The following is a 20,118-nucleotide window of genomic DNA, read 5'->3' as shown; positions in this document are numbered from 1 at the left end:
GGCGCAGCAAGTAGCTCAAGGGTCGCCGTCCGTCGTCGGTTCCGATCCGCGATTCAACTACTGCTGCGGTTCGGATCGGGTCTCCGACCGCACCTCGACGCTCGGCCGGTCGTCGCGAGCGACCGTTCGCTTCCGACCATCGCGCGTCTCGCCGTCCTCGGAGTCGTAGTACGTCACCTCGAGCGGCTCGTTCTCGTCGGCGTCCATCGCGATCGCGGCGCCGAGCGAGACGAGACCGAGCAGGACGGCGACGAACGACGCGAGCAGTCCCGCAAACCCGTCGCTGCCGTCCTCGCCGCGACTCCGGGCGATCGAGCCGACGGCGCCAGCGACGCCGCCCGCGAGCCCGGACGCGCCGGTGGCGTAGAAGAGGGCCGCCGGATGGAATCCCTCGACGACGTAGCGGCGCTTGAGCCGCCAGAGGAAGCTCCGGAGCAACAGCAGCGAGACGAACTTGACGAACGACGCGTACCGGATGCTGCTCTCCTCGTCGCCGTAGACCGCCGACATCGAGACGTCGGCGATCCGGCGCTCGTCGACGTTCAGGTGGGTGAGGATGTGGTTGAGGAAGCCGTACCGGTCGGTGATTGCCTCGAGGTCGAGGGCCTCGATCGTCTCCCGCGAGATGGCGGTGTAGCCGTTCTGCGGGTCGCCGACCGTCCAGTAGCCGGTCGCGAACTTCGAGAGGCCGGTCAGCATCGCGTTGCCGACGAAGCGGAACGTCGACATGCCCTCGCGGTCCTCGGGGGAGAGCAGCCGGTTCCCCTTCGCGTAGTCGGCCTCGCCGGTGGCGACGGGGTCGACGATCCGGTCGAGGATCTCGGGGTCCATCTGGCCGTCGCCGTTCATCACCGCGACGACGTCGATCCCGTCCGCGGCGGCGCGCTCGTAGCCGGTCTTGACGGCGGCGCCGTAGCCGCGGTTCTCGTCGTGTCGAATCGGCACGACGCGCCGGCCGTCGCCGCCGTCGGCCAGGGCCAGTTCCGCCTCCGGTTCCTCCTCCTCGTTGATCCGGTCGGCCACGCGCTGGATCACGTCCCAGCTGCCGTCCGGCGAGGCGTCGTCGACGGCGTAGATCCGGTCGACGAACGCCGGGACGGTCTCGATGACGCGGCCGACGAACGCCTCCTCCTCGTACGAGGTAACGACGACGCCGATCGTGTTGCCCTTATACATCGTCGTGCGCTCCGGTTTCGGTTCCGGCCCCGCCGTCGGTTCTCGTCGCGCCGGTCGCTTCGGTTTCCGCCTCGCTCTCGAGAGTCTCGGACGCGGTTGCGTCGGCGGCGGCGCCCTCGGGAGCCGGCGGCTGCCCGCTCCTCGACCCCGCGAGCGTGTACTCCCGGTGGTCCGTCCCGGCGAGATCCACCGCGTCGCGCCCGTCGACGACGACCATCGGCTCGAGGTCGGCCCACGGAATCCGGTCGAACCCCTCGTGGGGCGTCACGACGACGGCCGCGTCGAGGGCGTCGGACTCGTCCTCGAGATCCTCGAGTGCGACCGGCCGCGCGCCGTACTCGGCGGGATCGACCAGCGGATCGACGCCGGCCACGTCCGCGCCGCGCTCGGTCAGCTCGTCGACGATGTCCAGCGCCGGCGAGGCGCGCGTCTCCTCGACGCCGGGGCGGTACGTGAGTCCCAGAACGACGACCGAGGCGTCCGCGAGGTCGACGCCGCTCGCGGCGAGTTGTCGCTCGAGGCGGTCGACGACGACGCGCGGCATCCCGTCGTTGACCCGCCGCGCGGTGTGGGTCAGGTCCATCGGCTCCTCGGTCCGGCCCAGCAGGAAGTGCGGATAGTAGGGGATGCAGTGGCCGCCGACGCCCGGACCGGGGTCGTGCAGCTGGCACATCGGCAGGTCGTTGGCCGTGTCGATCGCCTCGCGCACGGAGATGCCGAGTTCGTCGGCGAGTCGTCCCAGTTCGTTCGCCAGCCCGATGTTGACGTCGCGGTAGAGCCCCTCGAACACTTTCACCGCTTCGGCGGTCGTCGCGTCCGAGACGGGGTGGACCTCGTTGCTCGAGAGTTCGTCGTAGACGACCGTCGCGGCGCGGGTGCTCTCGTCGTCGACGCCGCCGACGACTTTCGGGTACGCGCCGCGGATGTCCTGCAGCGCGCGGCCGCTGGAGGTCCGCTCGGGACAGAAGGCGAGCCCGAACTCGTCGGCCTCGAGGCCGCTCTCTTGTTGTAGGTGGGGCTCGAGGACGTCCCGGCAGGTTCCGGGGGGCAGCGTCGACTCGGCGATCACCAGGTCGCCCGGCTCGAGTCCGGCGGCGATATCGTCGACGACGGACTCGACAGTCGCGAGGTTCGGCTCGTCGTTCTCGTCCAGCAGCGTCGGCACGATGATGACGTGGACGCGAGCGTCCGCGGCCGCCGCGGCGCCGTCGGTCGTCGCCTCGAGTCGGTCCGTGCCGACCTGCTCGGCGACCAGTTCGTCGAGGCCGGGTTCGCCGACGACGTGACTCTCGCCACTGTTGATCGTCTCGACGACGTCGGGATCGATGTCGACGCCGGTCACGTTGCCGGTCGTCTCCGCGTAGACCGCCGCCAGCGGGAGCCCCATCTTGCCGAGGCCGTAGACGGCGACCGGCACCTCGCCGCCGGCCAGCGCCTCGCGCTGGCGGGCCTCGTCGACGCTCGCGTCGTAGAGGGAAACGGCGTCGCTCGGACTCGACCGCTCGGTCATTCGGCTTCCACCTCCTGGTCGTGCTCCTGCTCCCCCCGGTCGCGTTCGTTCGGCCGTAGCTCCTGTCCGTGCGCGTGCTGCTCGTCGTCCGCGACGATCCCGTCGATCGTCTGGACCGCCTCGAGCGCTTCGATGCCGTCCTCAGCCGTAACCTCCGGCTCGGTGCCGGTGCGGACGCTCTCGACGAACGACTCGAGCTCGTGGCGCAGCGGCTCGCCGTTGTCGATGCGCGGTCGTTCGACCACGCTCTCGTGGCGGTAGCGCTTCTGGCCCTCGTCGTTGACGTACTCCGGATAGGAGTCGCGGTGGATCAGCACCGACTGCTCCAAGTAGTCGACCTCGACGAAGCACTCGCGGGCGGTCACCGAGAGCTTGCGGACCTTCTTCTGGGTGACGCGGCTGGCCGTCAGCGTCGCGACCACGTCGTCGTACTCCATCGTCGCGGTCGCGTACCGGCCGTCCTCGGTGCCCATCGCCGTGAGCGCGTCCGGCGTGTCCTCGAGCATCGAGCCGACGATGTCGACGTCGTGGACCATCAGGTCGAAGATGACGTTCCCGGGCGCGTCCCGGTCGATCGGCGGGCCGAGCCGCTCGGCCTCGAGGCTGATCACGTCCAGGTCGTCGATCAACTCGCCGACCGTCCGGACGGCCGGGTTGAACCGCTCGATGTGGCCGACCTGCAGGACGAGGTCGCGCTCGTCGGCCAGCTCGGCCATCCGGCGGCCCTGCTCGACCGTCTCGGCGATCGGCTTCTCGACCAGCACGTGGACGTCTTCCTCGAGGCAGGTCGTGACCAGGTCGTAGTGGACGTGCGTCGGGACCGCGACCGTGACGACGTCGCAGCGGTCCAGCAGTTCCTCGAGGTCGACCGCCTCGGTGCCGTACTCGTCGGCGACTTCCGTCGCGACGTCGGTGTCGTGGTCGGAGACGCCGACGAGGTCGACGTTCGGTAGTTCGCTGTACACTCGCGCGTGGTTCTCGCCCATCGCGCCGACGCCGATGACGCCGGCCCGCGTGGGTGTCGTGGGGACCGTCTCAGTGTGTTCCGTGCTCATGTGGAGTGGTAGTGATCGTGGACTGCTTCGACGACGCTTCGCCGTTCGTCTTCGGTCAGGTTCGGATGCACCGGCAGCGAGAGGACTTCGTCGGCCGCCGCCTCCGCCTCGGGGAACTCCGCCGCGGCCGTGCTGATCGTCTCGTAGGCCGGCTGGCGGTGGATCGGCGTGTCGTAGTAGACGGCCGCGTCGACGTTTCGCTCCTCGAGCGTCGCCGCGAGCGCGTCGCGCTCGGCCTCGTCCGCGGTCCGGACCGTGTACTGGTGGTAGACGTGGCGGTAGCCCCGCGGCTCCGTCGGCGTCTCGAGCGGGAGGTCCGACAGTCGCTCGTCGTAGAAGGCGGCGGTTTCCCGGCGCGCCTCGTTGAACCCGGGGAGGCGCTCGAGTTGCGTGCGACCGATCGCGGCCGCGATGGCGGTCATCCGGTAGTTGTGGCCGAGGTCGACGTGCTCGTAGCCGCCGGTGCCGGTCTCGGCGCGGCCGTGGTTAATGTAGCTCTGCGCGCGCTCGGCGAGGTCGTCGCGGTCGGTGGTGATCATCCCGCCCTCGCCGGTCGTCATGTTCTTCGTCGGGTAGAACGAGAAGCAGGCCGCGTCGCCGAACGTGCCGACGCGGTCGCCCGTGATCCGCGCGCCGTGGGCCTGACAGGCGTCCTCGAGCACGAACAGGTCGCGCTCGTCGGCGATCTCGCACAGCGCCGGCATGTCGGCGGGGAGCCCGTAGAGGTGGACCGGCAGCAGGCCGACGACGTCGGATCGCTCCGAAAGGACGCGCCGAACGTCGTCCGGATCGAGCGTGTAGGTCTCGGGGTCGACGTCCGCGAAGACCGGTTTCCCGCCGGCCAGCCGGATCGCGTTCGCGCTCGCGACGAACGAGAACGGCGAGGTGAGCACCGCGTCGCCCTCCTCGACGCCCAGCGCCTCGAGCGCCGCGTGGAGGGCCGTCGTCCCGTTCGAGGTGGCGACGGCGTGATCCGCACCGCAGTACGCGGCGAACTCGGACTCGAAGTTCCTCACTTCGGGGCCGTCCGCCAGCGCGCCGCTCTCGAGGACGTCCCGTACGCGGTCGATCGCGTCCGCGCTGACGTCGGGGTCCGCGATCGAGACCGACGGGAGGCCGTCGGACGCCTCGGCGTCGACTTCGGCCGTCTCGGCCGGCTCGGCGTCGCCGGTCGTCGGCTCCGGTTCCGCTTCGGTCTCGGCGTCGAAATTCGTGTTACTCATGCTAGATCGTTCGGCCCCTCGAGCGGCTCGGGAAGCTCTTGGATCGTCGCCGGCGTTCCCACCGCGAGGCTGTCCGCGGGGACGTCGTCGGTGACGACCGCGCCGGCCGCGACGAACGCGTTCTCGCCGATCGTCACGCCCGGCAGCAGCGTCGCGTTCGCGCCGATCGAGGCGCCGTCCTCGATCGTCGGCCCCTCGAGACCGTCGTCCGTGCGAATGGGGTACTCGTCGTTGGTCAGCACGGCGCCGGGCCCGACGAAGACGTTGCTCCCGATCGTCGTCTGGGTCGGGACGTAGACGTTCGTCTGGAGACTGACGTGCGAGCCGATCGTCGTCCGCCCGTCGATGACCGTCTTCGTGCCGACGAGCACGTCGTCGCCGATCTCCGTCCCTTCGCGCACGAGGACGTCGTGACCGGTCGCGAACTCGTCGCCGATCGTCACGTCGCCGTAGACGATCGAGCCGGCCCGAATCGTCGCGCCGTCGCCGATCCGCGTCGGCTCGTCGAACTCGCCGTAGCCGACCGTCGCATCGTCGTCGATCGTGCAGTCCTCGCCGCGGACGACGCTGTCCGCGTCCGCGTCGCGGACGGCCTCGCTCATCGCGCGACACCTCCTGGGACGTCCGCCGTCGGTCGCGCCGGTCGCGTCGCTCGGTTCGAGCGGGCGGAGGACGGCCCGCTCGCGCGACTCGTCGGGGGCGAGGACGGTCCTGTTCTCGAACACGTCCGAACGCGCACTCGCACTCGTCGTCGTCGGTGATGCTGTGTCATCGGTTACTCGATACCCGCGAGGGAATCGTGCTGATACACCGGGTAACGAGGTTTTGTTATCTCCGCCCTGACAACGCCGTAGCCACGAACTACAGCGTTCGAGCGGCCGGAACGCTCTCCCCAATAACCGCCCGAACCCTCCCCCGTATCGACCGTTTTTGCGAGTTTGTTCCGTTCACGATCACTGAAACGTCGGATACGCCGTCAGTCACGGGAGCTAACCGGTATAATACGATTTCGGGAGGGTAGCCGAGCGATAGTAAAGGGTCAGCGACTGGCATTCGGTGGTGTGAGGTATCCGAACATCCCCGAACGGTATTCGATTCGGATTCGGGAACGCGAGGGCACTCATGTCTGAACACGAACGTGAACACGAGCTGACGCAGGCCGAACTGTTCGACGTGTTCAGCAACGCCCGCCGGCGTCGAACGGTTCAGTACCTAAAACGGCAGGGCGGCTCCTGCGATCTCGCGCCGCTGGTCGAACAGGTTGCGGCCTGGGAGAACGATACCGATCCGGACGACGTGACCCGGACGCAGCGGCGACGGGTCTACATCTCCCTGTACCAGACCCACCTGCCGATGCTCGAGGACCACGGGATCGTCGACTGGGATCCGGACGGCCACAAGATCGACCTGCTGCCGGACGAGGAGGTGTTCGAACCCTACCTCGACCGCCACCACGGCTCGAGCCGCGCGTGGCACCGCTGGTACGCGGCGGCCGCAACCCTCGGCGCCGTCGCGTTCGCGGTGGCCGCGCTCTCGCTGGGTCCAGTGACGACCGCTGCAGCCCCAGCCGTCGCGCTGGGGGTCTGTGGCATCATCCTCGCGCTCTCGATCGCACAGCACGTCTCGCGACGACCGAACCTCGATTCCCCGCTCGGTCTCGCGGGTCGATAGGATCGCGTTCAGTCCTGCCCTCCGTATCGTTCACCGCTCGCGCGATAGCGTCGCCGCGAGCCGGTGCCGTCGATCCGACGGCGCCGCTGTGACCGTTCCGTACCGATTACTAACTCGCGGTTCTGCGTCGCTCGAGCACGGTCGTCTCGATCAGCGGTCGTCGCTCGCACCGTAATGGATCGTTGCTCGAGTCCACACGAGTTCGAGTAGCGATCGATTCTCGACCAGTGGCGAGCGTCGACCCGAGCAGCGGTAGCGACGAGCGGGGCGTCGTCTCGAGCAGCGGATACGGGCCAGGCTCGACCAGGAGGAACCAGAAGCCGAAAACGCGTCGTGGACCAACGGAACTCGGACTCGAGAATCAACCGACGACCGACCGGCGACCCCGACGCATTCAGCTACTCGGCCGCGTCCTCGGTGACGGTCACCCAGAAGTAGGTGTCCGCCTCGGCGTTCTCGTTCGTCGGCTCGGCCGGCGGCTCTCCGGGGTAGAGCAGGAGACTGATTCGAACGGTTTCGCCGTCGCCGGCCGCCGGCGTGATCTCCCGCTCGGCGACCCCCGTTGTATCGGCCGAGACGGTCCCGTCGATCTGCCCGAGTTCCGTCCGCTCGACGACCTCGCCGTCCTCGAGCACCTGTTCCTGGACGACGACCGTGTACGACGTCTCCTCGCCCTCGTGGTTTTCGATCGCGAACGACACCGGCACGGACTCGCCGGGGGCGACCTCGTCCGGAAGCTCGCCCGCGACGAGATCGCCGTCCTCGTCCTCGGTGTAGAGGGCGAGTTCCGAGAACCCGCCCGTCGACGCCGGGAAGAGGAACCCGGCGAGAAGCGCCCCGCCCGCGACCGCGATCGCGACGACGAGGAGCACCGAGGAGGCGGTGGCGACCGTCCCCTCGTCCCGGCGCAATCCGGTCAGTGCTGCCGTCAGCGAGACGGTAAACCGATCTCGAGCGGGCGTCCGGAGCCGTCGGATCACACCCAGTTGCGCGAGCACGACGGTGAGTCCGGCCAGCACCGCCGCGGCCGACTCGGTTGCCAGCCCCCACTCGGTCAGCGGGAGGACGATCCCGACGACGGGGACGATCGCGATCGACAGTGCGAACGACAGTCCGAGCCGTTCGACCGTATCGATCCCCCGGGGTCGGCGTTCAATCGCCGTCTCCGCGTCGTCTCGACCGTCCCGCGCTGCGGCCGGGAAGAGGACCGAGACGAGCGCGTAGCCCGGCAGGAAGAGAACGAGCGGGAACGCGACGAGGAGCCGACCGGCGTTTCCGGCCGGAACCCCGGTGACGACGAGTGCCACGAGCGCCGCAATCAGCGAAACGAGCGCCAGATCGACCGGATACTTCCGAATGAAACCGAGCTGGGGTCGAGAATTCGTCGGAAAACTCATCGCTGACTCACCGGTTGTCGTGTCGATTCGACGCTCGTCGATCCAGCTACCATTGTGGCCGAACGGTGCATTCGCTCTTGTTTTGTTATGGCCGGGCTATCGCCGGAAATAGGCCGATCGAGAAGCGAACACGCGATCGCCGTCGTCGCCTCGATATGCTGGTCCTGACCGGCGGTTCTCGGTTGAAGCGACGGCCTTCGAGAGTCAGCGGGTCGGTACAGACTGCTTGCATCGATCAGTCGGTCCTTGAGCGATCCGGGTGGCGGTCGTGGCGCGGCTGTGGTCCCCGGCACGTCGCGTCCCGGAATCTAATCCCGGGGGTTCGACCGGGAGATGAGTCGGTGCCGAGCGCCGTCTAAAAATCGACGTACTGTGCTTCCCACTCGCGCCGTTCCTCGATCCGCTGCCGACCGGCGTCCGTGATCGCGTAGTAGTTCGTTCGGCGGTCGAGTTGCCCCTTCTCGACGAGATCCTTGTTGACGAGCGTATCGAGGTTCGGATACAGTCGCCCGTGATTGATTTCCGAACTATAGTACTTCTCGACCTCGTCTTTGACTGTTTGGCCCGATGGGCGGTCAGCGCCCGCGATCACGTACAGCAGATCCCGCTGGAAGCCGGTCAGATCGTGCATTGCTCAATCACAGTGATCGTTCCAGTGAGGAGATATTTGTTATCCGTGTCGTACAGCGCTGTTAGCTCATCTTTCAATAATAGTACGGAGAATAAAATACAGCTTCTCGTGACTATCGTGCATCGATGAACCGATTCGGTGGTGCGGAAAATCCCCTTTCACGAACGGTCTCCGAGGGGAAATCACCGGCAGGGGTCGGTATCAAGGAGTGAGAATCACGCCGTGCGTTCGCTGTCGGCTGTCGGTTCGTCGTTCGGCTCGCCGAGTCGGTCCGCAGTCCGATCGATCGGTAACTACCGTCGGCGTCAGGGATCGGCATTCGCCAGCGCAACGTCGATCCCGTCCGCGTCGATTCGGACCCGCAGCTGGTCGACCGTCGCTTCGTAGGCCGTCGTATGCGATCCGTCGTCCTCGAACCGGACGCACTCCGCGAGGAGATCGCTCTCGAGCAGATTGTTGATTCGTCGATAGACCGTTGCGGACGAACTGTCGGTCCGCTTCGTCAGTTCCTTGGCCGTTTTCGGGCCGTCGCTCGTCGCGACGAGAATGGTGCGCGCACACTCGTCGCCGAGGACGTCCAGTTGTGCCGTCGACTCCGCGGTCAGTTCCGATCGGGTGTTGCTCGCTTGCGTGGACATAGTGATGCAGTGCTTAGACGCTCGTGGGTGAGAGGGGCGGTCGTTCGCTCTCGATCTCGAGAGGGGGCGATGCGCGGCGATCGGGTCGGTCGGAAACCGTCATTGGGGATGCCACCATTACGTTCCGGCGATACAACCGGTAAGCGATACGGGTATTTTATAACGATGTACTTTATAGTCCGTAGGACCGTCATTCAGTGACGAAATTTCGTATTTCGACGGGGAAATATGATATTTCGACGGGTATCTCGGTTAATCAATCACCACTTTTCGTACCGAACACAACACAACCCGTGTGAATTCACGTTGAGGTCGATCGATTCGTTATCGTCGAATTCGGCGGTTTCATAGCCCGCTGCTGCGTAGTCGGACGGAAAGACGCTATTTCCGGGCGTCCAATTCCGCGGGTCGGGTGAACGGTCGCCCTCCTTTATTCGCATCTGCTACCCTCCCTTGTACTGTGCTCGGACGACTCCGTTGCACGCGACGTCGCCGCTGCGGTCGCGTTCCCGCGATCCTGGGCGACGGCCGACTCGGTCGGTACCGAACGACGATCGCGATGGGTGCGACTCCGCGCCCACGTCCACACCCCCATCACAAATCCACTATGAACTCGAACCAACACGAATGGCGACCCATGGAATCGTCGACGGCCGGCGCACGCTGTCGAAACTGCGGGACCCACGTCACCCAACAGTTCGCCCGCGTCTTCGGCGACAACGGCGACGTCGTCCACGGGTGTCCCGGCTGCACGACCTATCGGGAGATGCAGTCGGGCAGCCACCTGCCGAGCGACACCCCGGAGTGAACCGCGCGGCTCGGTGCGGGTCGCGTTCGTCGCGACTCGTCGCCGCGACCGACGCGTCGCGTTTCCGATCGCGACCGAGCCACCGACGCGTTCCTGCTGACAGCCTCCTCTCCGATCACGGACGTTTCAGTATGATACTTACGTAGTCGACCGGTCGCCGATCCGCAAACGACGAGTTCCAGTCCCGCAGCCGGACGGCTCCGAAGTCGAGACAAACACCGCGCGTGACGGGACAACCGATCGGCGTCCCTCCGAACGCCGGTCTGAACGCCCGCACTGACCGATAACTCCGTCTCGTCCCTCGTTTCTCGGGCGAGAGTTCAATCGTTTCCCATAAATACGTTTGTAAATAATACAGCAGGTTAAAGTTAGTGGTTCGCAAAACAGGAGACGTGTATGATGGTAGGCGATGGACTGCCCGTCGATAGCGCGTTCGCGATCTCCTCCTAATCAATGTCGGTTCAGACGAGTCGTTCCGGGTCGCTGGCGGAAAGCGAGGTCTTTCACATCCTCGGCAACGACAGACGCCGCGCGATCGTCCAGTTGCTCGCGAACGAGTCCGGCCAGGTCGACGTCTCGCAGGTCGCAACCGAAATCGCCGAAACGGAATCCGACACCACGCCCGTTCCGAACAACCTCTACAAGAGCGTCTACGTCTCCCTCCAGCAGACGCATCTCCCGCAACTCGAGGAGGACGACGTCATCGAGTACGACTCCGACGCGAAGACGATCGGTCCCGGTCCGCACTTCGACGACGTCCTCGCGTACGTCGACGGGCACGACGACGATCCGTCGACGATCCTCCAGCTCCATCTGGTCGCCGCCGTGCTCGGCCTCGCGGTTATCGCGCTCGCCGGCCTCGAACTGCCGGCCCTCTCGAGTATCGATCCCGTGCTGTGGAGCGTGCTCGTGTTGCTCGCGGTCGCGGCCAGCAGCCTCTATCGGTTGTTGACCTGAGTCCGTGTCCGTTCGTCAGCTCCGGTCGGAACGCGAGTCCGACTAGTTCTCCGCCGCTCAAGCAGTGGACGGTGAGCACGCACAGACGCGACGGCGACAAAAATAGATCTGCTCGAGTGGTTCGAGTCCGAGCCGTTAGCTCGCGCTAACGACGCCGACGACCGTTTCGTTGTCGCCGGACTCGTTGGGGAGTTCGTCAGTGTCGTTCCCCAAGTCAGTGTCGCCGGTCTCGTCGTCATCGAAGCCGTCGGCGGCGTCGGTGTCGGTATCGGTATCGTCAGTCCCCGTCTCCGTGTCGCCGTCTTCGGTGAGTTCGATGAAGGCCACTTCGCCCGTCGCGTCCGTCAGGACCATCTGGACGTAGTTGCCCGCGGCGAACTCGCTCGTGTCGATCTCGAAGGTAACGTCCTGGCTTTCGCCGCCCTCGAGGGTGACTTCTTGCGATTCGATGAGGTCACCGTCGAGCCGGAACTGGATATTCTGCGTCGCTTCCGCGTCACTCGGGTTCGTGATCGTCGCGGTGACGGCGACCGTCTCGCCGATCGTCGCGGTTTCCGGTGCGTCGAACGCCTCGACTTCGAACGGCTCGGTCGGTGCCTCGACGTCATCCGGTTCCTCCTCGACCGGCACCTCGTCGGTTTCGTTGGGTTCCTCGCCGATCGGTTCGTCGGTCGGCTGTTCAGGCTGTTCAGGCTGTTCGGGTTGTTCTGGTTGTTCAGGCTGTTCGGGCTGTTCGGGTTGTTCAGGCTGTTCGGGCTGTTCGGGTTGTTCAGGCTGTTCGGGCTGTTCGGGTTGTTCGGGCTGTTCGGGCTGTTCGGGTTGTTCGGGCTGTTCGGGTTGTTCGGGTTGTTCGGGCTGTTCGGGCTGTTCAGGCTGTTCGGGCTGTTCAGGCTGTTCGGGCTGTTCAGGCTGTTCGGGCTGTTCAGGCTGTTCGGGCTGTTCAGGTTGTTCCGGCTGTTCGGGCTGTTCAACGGGAACCTCCGGAACCTCGTCGATGCCCTCAACGAGGACGAAGAGCGTCGCCTGCTCGATCGTCACTTCGATCTGTCCGTCGGTATCCGTCATCGTCGTCTCGTCACCGACCCCCTCGCTCTCGAGGCCAGTATCCGTCTCGTCGTCATCGTATTCGTCCCCGTCGGCGGTCTCGTTCTCGAGTCCGTCTTCGTCGGCGCCGTCGTCAGCGTCGGTGTCGTCGTCCGTCACCGTTTCGTTGGATTCGGAGTCGGAGTCGTGGACGACGACGATAGTCGACTGTTCGATCGTGATCTGGTAGCCGGATCCAGCCGCGTCCGTCTCGTCCACCGAGGTATCGGCGGCCGTATCTTCGACGTCAGCGTCGTCCGTCTCGTTGGTGTCGTCAGTCACCGTTTCGTCGTCATCGCCGATCGGACTCTCTTCGGCTGTGTCGTTTTCGGCCGGCGTTTCGTTATCCGATTCGTTCTCGTCGATACCGTCGAGGCCGTCCTCGATCGTCTCGTTGGTCTCGTCAGTATCGTTCTGGATCGGGTCCGTCTCGTCGGTGTCGTCCGTTACGGGATCCTCGGCCCCGCCACTCGTCTGAACGTCTTCAGCGACGACGAAGATCGTCGCCTGACCGACGGTAACGGTGGAGCCGTTGGCGGCCGCATCAGTGCCGCCGTCACTCATCTGTACGTCTTCGGCGACGACGAAGACGGTCGCCTGACCGACGGTGATCTCGTGTGCGCCGTCGACCGGCGCGTCGTCGTCAGTCGTCTCGTTGAGATCGTCCGAATCGTCCTCAACGGGTGTGTCGACGTCGTCAGTATCGTTGACCGCGTCTTCGTCACCGTTGCTACCGATAGTGTCGGCGTCATCCTCCATCTCATCCGGCGACTTCATCGGCATCTGGTCGCCGTGGATCGGTGTCACGTCAGCGTCCTCGATCGAAATCTCGATCTGCTGATCGCTTACGTCCACGCCGTCCATGCCGTTCTCGAGGTGATCGTCGCCGTTGGCGCCGTTCACGATGGCGTCGCCGTTTTCGATGTCGTTGACGACGGTGTCGTTCTCGAGGCCGTTCGTGGCATCGTCGTCTTCGACACCGTCTCCGTCGGTCATCGTGTCGTCGTGCGGCAGGTCGTCCGACTCGACGACCGCGAAGATGTTCGCCTCCTCGATCACGACGTTGATCGCTGCCCCGATATCGTCGGGTGCTTCGGGTTCTTCAGCGGGCTCTTCAGGCGCTTCGGGCTCCTCGATCGGGACATCGTCAGTCTCGTTCGGCGCTTCGTCGACTGGCTCTTCGGGTTCCTCGACGACCGGTTCATCGTCGGTTTCGTTGGGTTCTTCTTCAACCGGCTGCTCGGGCTCCTCTTCAACCGGTACGTCGTCAGTCTCGTTTGGTTCTTCGTCGACTGGCTCTTCAGGTTGCTCGACCGGCTCGTCGTCGGTTTCGTTCGGATCTTCGACGACCGGTTCGTCGTCGGTTTCATTTGGTTCCTCGACGACCGGCTCGTCGTCCGTCTCGTTCGGCTCCTCCTCAACCGGCTGCTCAGTCTCTCCGACCGTCACGGTCGCCTGATCGGTCACCGGCATGTCGTCGACCAGGTACGGGATGTCCGCCTGACCCTGCTGCTCGACGAAGTCGTACTCCTGATTAGCGTTCGTGTCGCGGTGCGGCATTGCGATCAGCGTCTCACTCTCGTTGAGCGGCTCGTCGAGCGTGATCTCGACGTTCTCGTGGGTCCCCGCCTCGAGATACGTCGAGGTGCCGATGACGCTGCCGATGACGTTCTCGACGAGGAGACTGCTATCGTGGATCACCACGAAGCCGCCGTTCGCCATCGTTACCTCGTCGACGACGACCGTCTGGCCCTGGGTCGTCTGTTCTTCGAACGTCACGTACGCGGACTGTTGTCCGTCACCGGTATCACCGTCGCCGTCACCCTCGTCGGGCTCGATGGCGATCGGTTCGTCGCCCGTGTCGTTCTCGTCCTGTGCCTGCTCTTGTGCTTGTGTCTGCGCCTGTGTCTCCACAGTCGCCCCCTCGCTCGCTGATTGCTCGTCGACGGTTGCCCCGGAACCGGATCCGGATGCGGCTCCGACAACCATCGCCCCGCTCGAGCATACCATCATCAGCGCGGTGAGGACGACCAGTAATTGATTGCGTGCGTTCATAGTCTGCCGTGAAGGCAGTGGCCAATCGTCCGTTCAGCGCATAAACTGGGATAACCATTTCGGCGAGAAACGGGCTAGTACGGGCCCGAACGGCAGAATCAGCCTCTCGTTCCGTTCGCGAAACGCACCGGCACGGAGCGGCGCCGCCCCGGAAAACGACGATTGAATCGACCCCGCACGCTACTCGTTTCGGGCCTGTTCCGGGGACTTCGAGGCCGTCGGTTCGTGGCCGGGTAAGCAAACCAGATTCTCCCGTCCAAGGCGAAGTTTCGTGATCTGGCCTTCGTCCTCGAGTTCGGCCAAGAGGCGACTGACCTTCGCCTTCGACCAGTCGACGGAGTCGACGATCCGCGACTGTTTCATCCGACCGCCGTTTTCGGTGACGAGCTGTCGGATCTTCTCGCGGTCGGTGACGAACTCGTCCGTCGGCTGCTCCTGCGGAGTGCCGAGCTGGTTTCGCTCGTCGAGTCGGTTCCGGACTGCAAGGACGCTTCCCAGGAGCGCGAGCGCGACGATGCCGAAGAGTGCAGCGAGGTGCGGCCCGGCCAACTGGAGCGGCGCGTCGGGGAGCGTCAGCGGCGATGCCACCGATCGGCCGTTCACCACGCCGGGCTCGAGAAGCCCGCTGACGCCGCTGTCCGACAGGACGAACGAAACGTCGGATACCGGGGTGTGTGTCTCACTGCTCATGGCGTTGGTGTTGGCGTCGTCTGTGGCCGCGATCCCGCGTTCATCTCTGTACCGTCGTGACCGTGCCACAAAGCATTTTTTATAGTCATGTCTTGTTATTATTTTAGATGAATTTATTTGGAAACTATATGTCTGGAACGTCGACCAATGTCGCAGGCAGCGATTCGCTTACCCTCCCACTCTGAAGGCCCGGGAGCGGGGACTGGGAGTGCGAGAAAGTGCGAGTTCATCGTCCAAGTTCACTCCCCTTGCATCCACAGCGAGCGGCTGGGTTGGTCCAGTCCGACCGAACGTACCGTCGCGACCTGGTACGAGACTGGTCACGATGGACGCCGTCTCGAGGGCGGGGCCAGCGTCGAGCGGTCCCCTCCCGTCCAACTGCGCCGGTGTTCCGATGCCCGCCGCGAGCGGTTGCCTGACGATGAACTCGAATCTCATGGTCGGGTGGCCGTTCACTGACCCGTCGAATAAACGCAGTCGGACGTTCGGCCGGATTAGTCCGGATTCGACTCGGCTTTAGTTGGTAATACTCAACTGTACTGATCCGAACTGCGAGCGTCCGCGGTCGCACACGCGTCGGGTTCGGCGCCGCCGGCGATCAGACGCCGGGGACGCCGACCGCATCGAAGGCCGTCACGCCGAGGACTGCGAGGACGTACAGCACGACGAGTACCGACACCCACGCGATGAGCGTGATCGCCGCGGCGTCGACCCAGCCGCCCGGGTAGCGGGAGTTGATCACCGCCAGATACGCGACGAAGGCCAGTAACGGCCCCAGCAGCGGAATCCAGCCGAGGAACAGGCCGACCACGCCCCAGATGATCGCGCCGATAAGCGCGGTGATGATCGCGTACGTGTAATCCGACGAATCGACGATAACCTTTGCTCCGGCGTAGATGCCGAGCGCACCGATCAGGAGGCTCACGCCGAAGACGACGAGGTTGTCGATCAGAGAGCTACCGAGCATATGGGCGTCTCGAGCCTCGACACCGATAGTTATCACTCACCTACACAAACCCGACGCTGAGGGCGGCTCCGTCAATCGATCGATGGCCAACAGCAGTTGCGAAAAGCTCGGTTTTGTGCGCTCTAAACGCGTCGGTACCGACACAAGCGTTATAGGCGACTATCGACCGCACCGCGCGGCTCGAGCGACGATCGGCGCGCTCACGAATCGGCTGCCGTCTCGATCGAGGGCTCCGACCGCTCGGCCGAGTCGGCGCTGACGAGCGATCGAATCCCCGACTCGAGGCCCACGGTCGCCTCGAAGCCGAGGTCGCGGCTCGCCTTGGAGACGTCGGCACGGCTGTGTCTGATGTCGCCGGGTCGGGGATCCTTGTGGACGATCGGCGACGAGGAGTCGGTTGCGTCGCGAATCGTCTCGGCGAGGTCGCGAATCGAGGTCCGATCGCCGGTCCCGATGTTGTAGGCTTCGCCGACGTTCGCGGTCGTCGCAGCCCGCAGGTTCGCCCTGACGACGTCGTCGACGTGGACGAAATCGCGGGTCTGCTCGCCGTCGCCCTCGATCGTGATCGGCTCGCCGGCACGGGCCTGCTCGAGGAACGTCGAGATGACGCCGCTGTAGGGCCCCTGCTGGCGCGGGCCGTAGACGTTGAAGTACCGCAAGGCGACCGTGGGGACGTCGTACAGCTCCTCGTAGAGGCGGGCGTACTGGTCCAGCGCGAGCTTCTGGACGCCGTAGGGCGAGGTCGGATTCGTCGCCGCGCGCTCGCTCACCGGCAGTTCCTCGGGGTGGCCGTAGATCGCCGCGCTCGAGGCGACGACGACGCGGGCGTCCTCCTGGCGGGCCTGCTCTAAGACGAGAAGGCCGGCCTCGAGGTTGGTTCGGTTGCTCTGGCGCGGGGCGTCGACGCTCTGGGTGACGCTGACGACGGCAGCGTGGTGGAAGATCAGGTCGACGCCGCGGGCGGCGCGCTGGAGCAGCATGGGATCGCGGACGTCCCCCTCGAAGACCTCGACGTCGTCGGGGAGGTGCGACCGGCTGCCGGTCGAGAAGTCGTCGAGCACCCGAACCTCGTTGTGCGGGGCGAGGGTGTCGACGAGGTGGCTGCCGATGAAGCCGGCGCCGCCGGTCACGAGAACCGTCTGATCGCGGATCGGTGACGAGTCCATTACTCGCCTCTCGACCACCTCCCGTCGGTTTAGTATACTATTCGTACCCGGTAGTACCGGCCGCCTACGGCGTGTAATATCGGATTTATCGGCGCTACCACGGTATCGTGTCGGAGATCTCGAGTGTCCGTCGAGCGTCCGTGTCGCCGATGGTCTGGCGCCGACGGCGCGTCTATCGCGGGACTATTATACTCGCGCGCGAGGGAACCCGTCGCGGCGACCGCCGGCCAACAGAAGCTATATGCGCCGTCCTCGGCAAACGCAGGGCAATGACCGTCGACCTCGTCGTCCGCAACTGTACCGTCGTCACGCCCGCGGGGCGCACGCCCGACGCGGGCGTCGCCGTCGAGGACGGCACCATCGTCGCCGTCGGCCGCAGCGACCGCCTGCCGGACGCGGACCGCGTCGTCGACGCCGAGGGGAAGGTCCTGGTCCCCGGCATCGTCGACGGCCACATCCACAACCGCGAGCCCGGCCTCGAGTACAAGGAAGACTGGGAGTCCGCGACCCGCGCGGCCGCCGCCGGCGGCGTCACGACCGTCGTCGGAATGCCCAACACCGATCCGGTCATCGACCGGCCCGAGCACCTCGAGTTGAAGTTCGAGCGCGGGGAGGACTCGGCCCACGTCGACTTCCAGAGCTACGCCGTCGTCACCTCGGAGAACCTCGATCTCATCCCCGAGATCGACGAGGCCGGCGCGCTCGGCTTCAAGATTTTCCTCGGCTCGACCGTCGGCGACGTGCCGCCGCCGAACGACGGCGAGATCCTCGAGGCCATGGCGAAGATCCGCGAGACGGGCAAGCGGCTCGGCTTCCACGAGGAGAACGGAGAGATCATCGACCACTACACGGAGCAGTTCAAGGCCGAGGGGCGCAACGACCCGATCGACCACTCTCACTCTCGCCCCGTCATCGCCGAGCAAGAAGCCGTCGAGCGGATGATCACCTTCGCCGAGGAGACCGGCGCGAAGATTCACATGTTCCACGTCTCCTCGGGGTCGGCGGCCGAAGCCGTCGCCCGCGGCAAGGAACGCGGCGTCGACGTCACCGCCGAGACGACGCCCCACTACCTCTGGTTCACCGAGGAGGTCATGCGCGAGAAAGGGAACCCGGCCCGCATCCAGCCGCCGATCCGGGACGCCGACGAGCGCGAGAAGCTCTGGGAGGTCGGCATCGAGGACGGCGCGATCGACTCCATCGCCACCGATCACGCACCCCACACGCCCGAGGAGAAGAAGGTCGACGATCCGTTCGGCAACACCTGGGAGGCGATTTCCGGCTTCGTCGGCCTCGAGACCGAGGTGCCGGTCATGCTCTCCTTCGTCGACGAAGGGCGGCTCACGATGGAGGAGTGGGTCCGCCGCCACTCGACCCGGCCGGCGCAGATCTGGGGCATGTACCCGCAGAAGGGGTCGCTGCAGGTCGGCACCGACGCCGACTTCACGATCGTCGACCCCGAGCGGGAGTGGACGCTCGAATCCGCCGACGAACTCCACTCGAAGAACTGCGTGACGCCGTTTATCGGCGAATCCTTCACCGGCAAAGCGGTCGCAACGGTCGTCCGCGGTGAGGTCGTCTACGAGGACGGCGAGATCGTCGGCGAGTCGGGGTACGGGACGCGCGTCGACGTCGAATAGACGCGACTGATGGGTACGTTTCGCTCGCGGAGAACTAGCGACGAACCACAGATTGATACTATCTGACCGCTTCCCTAGAACCGAATGGGTGACTGCGCGTATCCGGGCTGTTCCGGCGACGACAGCATGAAAAACTCCTGCTCGTACTGCGGAGACGGCTACTGCTCCGAGCACCGGCTGCCGGAGAACCACGACTGTCCTGCGGTGTCGGCCGCGAACACGCTCGGTCCTGACTTTCGGGCGACCGACGACGAGCTCGAAATCGGGTCCGACGGTGGGGACGGACTCCTCTCGAGGCTGAAATCGCTCATCGGCCGGTGAGACCGGCGGCCCACACCGACGGCCGACTCAATCGAGATCCGCCCCGACAGCGTCCTCAATCGACGAGAAGCCGTCGCGCTCGAGTAGCTCGACCAGCCCGTTATTAATCCGCTTGGCAGTCGAGGGACCCCGGTAGACGAACCCGGTGTAGAGTTGAACGAGCGAGGCGCCGGCGCGGATCTTCCGGTAAGCGCTCGCGGCCGAGTCGACGCCGCCGACGCCGATGATGGGGAGATCGCCGTCGGTGTAGTCGGCGATCGTCCGGATCACGTCGGTCGAACGGTCCTCGATCGGCTTGCCGCTTAAGCCGCCCCACTCCTCGCGGTTCGGCGACGCGAGCCCCTCGCGGCCGGTCGAGGTGTTGGTCGCGATCATCCCGTCGAGGCCGAACTCCTGGACGATATCGACCAGGTCCAGGACGGCGTTTTCGGGTTCGTCGGGGCCGATCTTCACGAGGATCGGCACGTCCGCGTCGTTTTCCGCCTCGAGCGTCTCGAAGATCGCCCGGAGGTGCTCCGGCGAGGCCTCGTCGAACTCGTCGGGCGTGTTCGGACAGGAGACGTTCACCACGACGTAGTCGGCGAACGGCGAGAGCCGATCGAAGACGCGGCGGTAGTCCTCGATCGCTTCCTCCTCGCTCGAGGAGTTCATCTTCCCGACGTTGACGCCCAGCGGGACGTTCGGCGTGCCGTCTTCCTCGAGCCGGGCCTTCACGCGCTCCATCCCCTGGCCGTTGAAACCCATGCGGTTGACCATCGCCTCGTCCTCCCGGAGGCGGAACAGCCGCGGGCGGTCGTTGCCCTCTTGCGGGTAGGGCGTGACGGTGCCGATTTCGACGAAGCCGAAGCCCAGCGCCTCGAGGGCGCGGGTGACTTCGGCGTTCTTGTCGAAGCCGGCCGCGACGCCGACCGGGTTCGGGAAGGTGGTATCGAACAGGTCGACCTCGAGGGCGGGGTGCTCGTACCGGTACGCGAAAGAAATCGCCGCCCGCGTCGGCCGGGTGGATTGGGCCGCCCGGAGCGCTCGCTTCCCGAGGCCGTGGGCCGTCTCGGCCGGGAGTTTGAACGCGAGGGGGCGAACCCGCGAGTACAGCGTCATTTAGTGGAGGTGTGGACGGACGGTAGGTAAACGTC

General features: G+C 65.6%; 17 protein-coding genes and 1 pseudogene. 5 read left to right on the top strand and 13 right to left on the bottom strand.

Annotated features, from left to right (window positions below; all coding sequences use genetic code 11):
• Positions 1 to 57 precede the first annotated feature (57 nt).
• The 5 genes from HALXA_RS11590 to HALXA_RS11570 are packed head-to-tail and all read right to left on the bottom strand — an operon-like array spanning position 58 to position 5,566.
• Positions 58 to 1,176: a glycosyltransferase family 2 protein gene (locus tag HALXA_RS11590; protein ID WP_013880554.1), complete on the bottom strand. Its 1,119-nt coding sequence runs from the start codon at positions 1,174 to 1,176 to the stop codon at positions 58 to 60.
• Positions 1,169 to 2,686: a nucleotide sugar dehydrogenase gene (locus tag HALXA_RS11585; RefSeq protein WP_013880553.1), complete on the bottom strand. Its 1,518-nt coding sequence runs from the start codon at positions 2,684 to 2,686 to the stop codon at positions 1,169 to 1,171. The genes HALXA_RS11590 and HALXA_RS11585 overlap by 8 nt, the downstream gene beginning before the upstream one ends.
• The gene (locus HALXA_RS11580; protein WP_013880552.1) at positions 2,683 to 3,741 is read right to left on the bottom strand and encodes a Gfo/Idh/MocA family protein; all 1,059 of its coding nucleotides are present in this window, start codon (positions 3,739 to 3,741) and stop codon (positions 2,683 to 2,685) included. Before HALXA_RS11580 ends, HALXA_RS11585 begins: the two co-directional genes overlap by 4 nt.
• Positions 3,738 to 4,964: a DegT/DnrJ/EryC1/StrS family aminotransferase gene (locus tag HALXA_RS11575; protein ID WP_013880551.1), complete on the bottom strand. Its 1,227-nt coding sequence runs from the start codon at positions 4,962 to 4,964 to the stop codon at positions 3,738 to 3,740. The genes HALXA_RS11580 and HALXA_RS11575 overlap by 4 nt, the downstream gene beginning before the upstream one ends.
• A complete protein-coding gene (locus HALXA_RS11570; RefSeq protein ID WP_049895457.1) occupies positions 4,961 to 5,566 on the bottom strand; it encodes an acyltransferase in 606 nt (201 codons plus the stop codon). The genes HALXA_RS11575 and HALXA_RS11570 overlap by 4 nt, the downstream gene beginning before the upstream one ends.
• A gap of 520 nt (positions 5,567 to 6,086) precedes the next feature.
• Here HALXA_RS11570 and HALXA_RS11565 point away from each other — a divergent pair.
• The gene (locus HALXA_RS11565) at positions 6,087 to 6,635 is read left to right on the top strand and encodes a DUF7344 domain-containing protein (RefSeq protein WP_013880549.1); all 549 of its coding nucleotides are present in this window, start codon (positions 6,087 to 6,089) and stop codon (positions 6,633 to 6,635) included.
• A 398-nt stretch (positions 6,636 to 7,033) separates the two neighbouring features.
• Here HALXA_RS11565 and HALXA_RS11560 read toward each other — a convergent pair whose 3' ends face one another.
• The 3 genes from HALXA_RS11560 to HALXA_RS11550 all read right to left on the bottom strand — a co-directional run bounded on the left by HALXA_RS11560 (position 7,034) and on the right by HALXA_RS11550 (position 9,301).
• Complete coding sequence (locus HALXA_RS11560) at positions 7,034 to 8,032, bottom strand: DUF1616 domain-containing protein (protein WP_013880548.1); 999 nt, start codon at positions 8,030 to 8,032, stop codon at positions 7,034 to 7,036.
• Between the two features lie 355 nt (positions 8,033 to 8,387).
• Positions 8,388 to 8,663, bottom strand: a complete 276-nt coding sequence (locus HALXA_RS11555; protein ID WP_013880547.1) for a PadR family transcriptional regulator — start codon at positions 8,661 to 8,663, stop codon at positions 8,388 to 8,390.
• Between the two features lie 305 nt (positions 8,664 to 8,968).
• Positions 8,969 to 9,301: a winged helix-turn-helix domain-containing protein gene (locus HALXA_RS11550; RefSeq protein WP_013880546.1), complete on the bottom strand. Its 333-nt coding sequence runs from the start codon at positions 9,299 to 9,301 to the stop codon at positions 8,969 to 8,971.
• A 637-nt stretch (positions 9,302 to 9,938) separates the two neighbouring features.
• On the opposite strand from HALXA_RS11550, the gene HALXA_RS22115 reads away from it, so the two are divergent.
• Positions 9,939 to 10,109 carry a DUF7563 family protein gene (locus HALXA_RS22115; RefSeq protein WP_013880544.1) on the top strand — a complete coding sequence of 57 codons (171 nt, stop codon included), beginning with the start codon at positions 9,939 to 9,941 and terminating at the stop codon, positions 10,107 to 10,109.
• A 453-nt stretch (positions 10,110 to 10,562) separates the two neighbouring features.
• Positions 10,563 to 11,066, top strand: a complete 504-nt coding sequence (locus HALXA_RS11545) for a DUF7344 domain-containing protein (protein WP_013880543.1) — start codon at positions 10,563 to 10,565, stop codon at positions 11,064 to 11,066.
• Positions 11,067 to 13,307: 2,241 nt separating this feature from the next.
• Here the strand turns inward: HALXA_RS11545 and HALXA_RS22940 are convergent.
• The 4 genes and pseudogenes from HALXA_RS22940 to HALXA_RS11525 form a co-directional block, all read right to left on the bottom strand.
• A pseudogene (locus HALXA_RS22940) lies at positions 13,308 to 14,204 on the bottom strand (DUF7282 domain-containing protein); the annotation flags it as partial.
• A gap of 180 nt (positions 14,205 to 14,384) precedes the next feature.
• Positions 14,385 to 14,894: a helix-turn-helix transcriptional regulator gene (locus HALXA_RS11535; protein ID WP_013880541.1), complete on the bottom strand. Its 510-nt coding sequence runs from the start codon at positions 14,892 to 14,894 to the stop codon at positions 14,385 to 14,387.
• A gap of 598 nt (positions 14,895 to 15,492) precedes the next feature.
• Positions 15,493 to 15,846 carry a hypothetical protein gene (locus tag HALXA_RS11530; RefSeq protein ID WP_049895456.1) on the bottom strand — a complete coding sequence of 118 codons (354 nt, stop codon included), beginning with the start codon at positions 15,844 to 15,846 and terminating at the stop codon, positions 15,493 to 15,495.
• Positions 15,847 to 16,061: 215 nt separating this feature from the next.
• The gene (locus HALXA_RS11525; protein ID WP_013880539.1) at positions 16,062 to 17,027 is read right to left on the bottom strand and encodes an NAD-dependent epimerase/dehydratase family protein; all 966 of its coding nucleotides are present in this window, start codon (positions 17,025 to 17,027) and stop codon (positions 16,062 to 16,064) included.
• Between the two features lie 269 nt (positions 17,028 to 17,296).
• Between HALXA_RS11525 and allB the strand changes: the two genes are divergently transcribed.
• Both allB and HALXA_RS11515 read left to right on the top strand, forming a co-directional pair.
• Positions 17,297 to 18,664, top strand: a complete 1,368-nt coding sequence (allB, locus tag HALXA_RS11520; protein WP_013880538.1) for an allantoinase AllB — start codon at positions 17,297 to 17,299, stop codon at positions 18,662 to 18,664.
• Positions 18,665 to 18,748: 84 nt separating this feature from the next.
• The gene (locus HALXA_RS11515; protein ID WP_013880537.1) at positions 18,749 to 18,985 is read left to right on the top strand and encodes an AN1-type zinc finger domain-containing protein; all 237 of its coding nucleotides are present in this window, start codon (positions 18,749 to 18,751) and stop codon (positions 18,983 to 18,985) included.
• A gap of 27 nt (positions 18,986 to 19,012) precedes the next feature.
• Here the strand turns inward: HALXA_RS11515 and HALXA_RS11510 are convergent, their stop codons facing one another.
• A complete protein-coding gene (locus HALXA_RS11510; protein WP_013880536.1) occupies positions 19,013 to 20,083 on the bottom strand; it encodes a quinone-dependent dihydroorotate dehydrogenase in 1,071 nt (356 codons plus the stop codon).
• Positions 20,084 to 20,118 lie beyond the last annotated feature (35 nt).

The sequence above is a fragment of the Halopiger xanaduensis SH-6 genome, assembly GCF_000217715.1.
Taxonomy (GTDB): domain Archaea; phylum Halobacteriota; class Halobacteria; order Halobacteriales; family Natrialbaceae; genus Halopiger; species Halopiger xanaduensis.
The sequence above is the reverse complement of the archived record's forward strand: the minus strand, read 5'-3'. Positions and strand labels throughout refer to the sequence as shown.